The organism is Bradyrhizobium sp. UFLA05-153 (assembly GCF_054185185.1).
In genome coordinates this window covers 1-3,777 of sequence record NZ_JBBIAM010000266.1, presented here as the reverse complement: position 1 = coordinate 3,777, position 3,777 = coordinate 1, and the positions used below count along the sequence as shown (strand labels likewise).

General features: G+C 61.1%; 5 protein-coding genes. 3 read left to right on the top strand and 2 right to left on the bottom strand.

Annotated elements, in window-relative coordinates; genetic code table 11:
• Positions 1-6: 6 nt before the first annotated feature.
• The gene (locus Q2941_RS51045) at positions 7-507 is read right to left on the bottom strand and encodes a hypothetical protein (RefSeq protein ID WP_458197458.1); all 501 of its coding nucleotides are present in this window, start codon (positions 505-507) and stop codon (positions 7-9) included.
• Positions 508-868: 361 nt separating this feature from the next.
• On the opposite strand from Q2941_RS51045, the gene Q2941_RS51040 reads away from it, so the two are divergent.
• Together Q2941_RS51040 and Q2941_RS51035 are read left to right on the top strand one after the other, a co-directional pair.
• Complete coding sequence (locus tag Q2941_RS51040; protein WP_458197457.1) at positions 869-1,762, top strand: hypothetical protein; 894 nt, start codon at positions 869-871, stop codon at positions 1,760-1,762.
• Positions 1,763-1,986: 224 nt separating this feature from the next.
• Positions 1,987-2,175: a hypothetical protein gene (locus Q2941_RS51035; RefSeq protein ID WP_458197456.1), complete on the top strand. Its 189-nt coding sequence runs from the start codon at positions 1,987-1,989 to the stop codon at positions 2,173-2,175.
• A gap of 46 nt (positions 2,176-2,221) precedes the next feature.
• On the opposite strand, the gene Q2941_RS51030 is transcribed toward Q2941_RS51035, so the two are convergent.
• Positions 2,222-2,725, bottom strand: coding sequence for a septal ring lytic transglycosylase RlpA family protein (locus Q2941_RS51030; protein ID WP_458197455.1), 504 nt, complete (start codon positions 2,723-2,725; stop codon positions 2,222-2,224).
• A gap of 599 nt (positions 2,726-3,324) precedes the next feature.
• On the opposite strand from Q2941_RS51030, the gene Q2941_RS51025 reads away from it, so the two are divergent.
• Positions 3,325-3,774, top strand: coding sequence for a hypothetical protein (locus tag Q2941_RS51025; protein WP_458197454.1), 450 nt, complete (start codon positions 3,325-3,327; stop codon positions 3,772-3,774).
• Positions 3,775-3,777: the final 3 nt, after the last annotated feature.

Here is a 3,777-nt window from a genome sequence, read left to right as displayed (position 1 = left end):
CGAGATCTACACGCGTAAGATCGTCGGCAGCGTCAGATGTGTATAAGAGACAGGGTTAATCACGGGTGGAGCGATCAGGACCGTCAGCAACGTCGCCAGCACGGCAAGCTTGATCAGCAATCTGAGCACTTCTGCCTCCTGATCTTTAAGGCAAGCAAATCCTGCCGGACTTCCTAACTCCGACGGTGTGATAGATTTCCAGACTGAAAATCGGCGCAGCGCGCTGGCAAAGTGGAATTGGCTGCGTGGTATGGTGTGAGATGGATCCAGCCACGCCGTTGCAGCATCGCGCGGAAGCGGAGTGCCATGTTGAGGCTGAGTGCCATGTTGGGGAAGGGGAGCGGGATCTTGCCAGATAGCAGACAAGAAGAGCTGCTCGCTGAGTTGCATCGGAATGGGCACGACCCAAAGCGGCCAGCGAAGTTCTGATGACCATGCGACGGTCGCAGGCTCTTCATATCGATCATCGTCGTTGGACTGACGGGCATGGCCGTCCTGGTGAGGCAAGCGAGATCACAACAGAAATGGAACCGTGCTTACATCCGGTAGCGGGACCGTCTCAGGCTACAATTGGAGGTCGAAGCTGGCCTACTTCCGCACTACGAAGAAGTTCCCGCTATAACTTTGGATAAGTTTGCTCCTCAGCTGCGACGGGCCAATGCAGGACGGGCCTGCAAGCTTGACGCCTTTCCAATCCAAGAGCCGTGGCGGAGGAAGGTCCGCTTAGGAACATTCCTTGTGCCTCTTCATTAGCGCCGCGGAGCATTTGAGGAGGATGGGCTTATGGACGGACTGATCTATCTGATCGGCTTGATCGTCGTGATCATGGCGATCCTGTCGTTCTTCGGCCTGCGCTGAGAGGGCCGCGATGACGATCGAGGCTCTCGTGCAGGAAGAGGTCATGGAAGGTGGCGTGCCCGCCGCTGAGGGGAGCTGGGCCATCCAGTGGAGTTCGGTGCTGGCGGGGGCGTTCGCTGCCGGCGCACTGTCGTTCATCCTGGTCAGCTTTGGCGTCGCCATCGGTCTCGGCGTCAGCTCGACGTCGCCGACATGGCGCGATGCGTCTTCGGCGCTGGCGCTGCTGTCGGGATTGTATCTGATCCTCCAGGCGATCGTCAGCTTCGGCTTTGGCGGCTACATCGCCGGCCGGATCGCGCGGCCTACGACTGCGCTCGTAACGATTGAAGATGACGGCGAGCGGTGGGACGGGCTGCATGGACTGACGTCATGGGCGCTCGCGGTGCTAATCGGCGCAGCACTGCTCGCGATCCTCGGTGCGTCCGCGATCGAGCGCTCGCCGATGCGCAGCTCGGCTGGCGATGCAACTGCCGCCGAGCCGCTGTTGAGCTACGAGCTTGACAAGCTGTTCCGTGCCCCGCGTCGGCCGCCCAATACTGATATGCGGGAAGCCCGCGCCGAAGCTGGGCGGATCCTCATGACGTCATCGAGCCACAGCGGCGTCAGCAGCGATGATCGCGCCTATCTCGTGCAACAGACGGCCGCGTTGACGGGGCTGGCGCCGGCGGATTCCGAGCGGCGCGTCGACGCCGTGATCGCGGAGTCCCGGACGGCGATCAACCACGCGCGGCGCAGCTCGATCATCGTCGCATTCTGCGTTGCGGCGGCGACCCTGATCGGAGCCGTGGTCGCCTGGGCGGCGGCAGTCGCTGGCGGCCGCCACCGCGACGGTGAACCCTTGCCGCAATGGATGGCGAGCTCGAACCGCTTCCACCGCGGTCGCCGCGCGATGCCGGCGCCGTAGGCGGGCAACCGCGGACTTTACGAACGCGGGAGCGCCCGTCCTTCATACATGAGCGTCATCGGCTTTGGTCCCGGCATGTAGCCGATGGAGATTCCGAACGGCGAAGCCGTTCCCGCCGATCAGGTCCGCGATGGCGCAGTTGAGATGGCATCCGCCGAGAGGTGCTTCCAGGGCGGGTTCAAACTATCCTGCCACCATTGCACGCTGGGCTCCAGTGCGCGGCCGTGCTCGACGAACAGCAGCTTTCGCCCGGCCGCAACACCCGTCCGCGAGAGAAGTCCCCGCCGATGCGCTCGAACGCGGGCTTCGCGGAATGGCCGTCGCTGGCGGCGTCTGTCTATGCGCGCCGCATTCGCGCTATGGGCCGATTTGGTCCACTCAGTGCGATCCTCGCCTTGGCTCAACAGTTTTGAGTTAAACGCTGTGGCACCCGCTCGGTCCGGCCGTTTAGCAAGATCGCTAAAGCACCTCAGCGCGAACTTCGGCCACTCCACGATCGGTAATCCCAAGGATGCGCGCGGCGGCGGTGGAAAGGTCGAGGACTCGGTCGCGAACGAACGGGCCACGGTCGTTGACGGTGACGACGACGCTATTTCCGCCATGGGTCACGCGGACCTTGGTGCCGAAGGGTAGGCTCCGATGCGCGGCCGTTAGTGAGTTCTGATTGAACCGAGAGCCGCTCGCTGTCTTTCCTTTTGAATACGAATAGTAGGAGGCTTTTCCGGAAAAGACTCGGTTGGAAGATCGAGTGATTGAGTGATCTTCCGAAGTGCGTGTCGGCTCTTGTTCAGTCGGTGTTTGCTGGGGCTGATCCTGCTTTGTCTCGACAGGAGCTGGCTCGGCGTGTGCCTTGGGAATGATGGACCATCTATCTTCGAAGGTCTGTGCTGTAGCAGGGCTCGCGAGTATCCCGATCCAAGCCAGGACTGTCGCAATCGCGACCATTCCAAAAAGCAGATGCATGATCGGACCTCTCAAGCAATCGAAATGCGAAGGCCCAATGCAAGCTCATTGAGATGCGTTCCTGACGTGCGGCAATTCACCTGCCGAAAGGTGAAGACATACCGACAATAGTAGGCGCAGCGCAGCAAGCAGATAGTTCGCTGCAGCGCATTCTCCACTACGGTCGGTAATGCCTAACTATCGAAATCCAGGTAATTCCTCGCGCGAGATCGCGACCTATTGGGTCGCCGTTGGAAAGTGATTGATCCTGGAGCATGAAGCGACGGCGCCGATCGGCAAGGAAGCGTAACCGGCAGCGGTTGTTGACGCATCGCTGGCGGCTGGGGCGATCAATCCAGGGCCCGCCAGCATAAGCCGGCGGGCCCACTCCGTTTGACCATTATTCTGTTTTTCCAACGGAGGCTTCGCGGTCAAAATCCGTAAGCTGCATATTAGTTTCTGGCGAGCCGAAGCCAGCTTGTGCGAAGTCCACGTCGAAACACTGATGCCTCGTCCGAAGTCACCACCGAGGCCGTCGCATCGAGGGTATTCAAAATTGATGCGGCACCGGTGTTCACTCGGCAGGTAGGTAGCGAAGTCGTGCCGGCGGTTTCGCCGTGATGGCCGATCTCAAGCGCGATATGGCGATTTTAGCCACCAGCGGCAGCGACTGGAGCGAGCGTACCAAACGCCTAGCATCTCGTGTGCCGGATCTGGATATCTTTTCTCAAGGTCTAGTTGATCGCCTGAACGGTGGGTGGCGGATCACCGACAAAGGGCGCGCTGTATTGGCGCTCATGGAAGCACGCCCTGCCGCTGCAGACGAGGTAAACGCAGAAACTACGCGGGGCCAGTCCCGTTCGTCAGGGGGCGGCCCTGCAATTCCCGGTCGAGAGGAGCCGGCGCGATCGCGAACGCCGCGAACGACGGCGCGCCGCCCGGCAGCGAGTACGGGCCAATGCCTCCTAACTGGGACGCCTCTTCAGGCGTCGGGACCTTCGCCAAATGCTAGGTCAACTTTGGATCTCTCTGAGGTGGGCCACGGCTGGGCCTCCGGGTCAAAGGCGTGATGA

What these genes read in the sequence shown, in the direction of transcription:
- Q2941_RS51040 (WP_458197457.1), top strand. Translation starts at nt 869, where the DNA reads ATGACGATCGAGGCTCTCGTGCAGGAAGAGGTCATGGAAGGTGGCGTG.
- Q2941_RS51030 (WP_458197455.1), bottom strand. Translation starts at nt 2,725, where the DNA reads ATGCATCTGCTTTTTGGAATGGTCGCGATTGCGACAGTCCTGGCTTGG.
- Q2941_RS51025 (WP_458197454.1), top strand. Translation starts at nt 3,325, where the DNA reads ATGGCCGATCTCAAGCGCGATATGGCGATTTTAGCCACCAGCGGCAGC.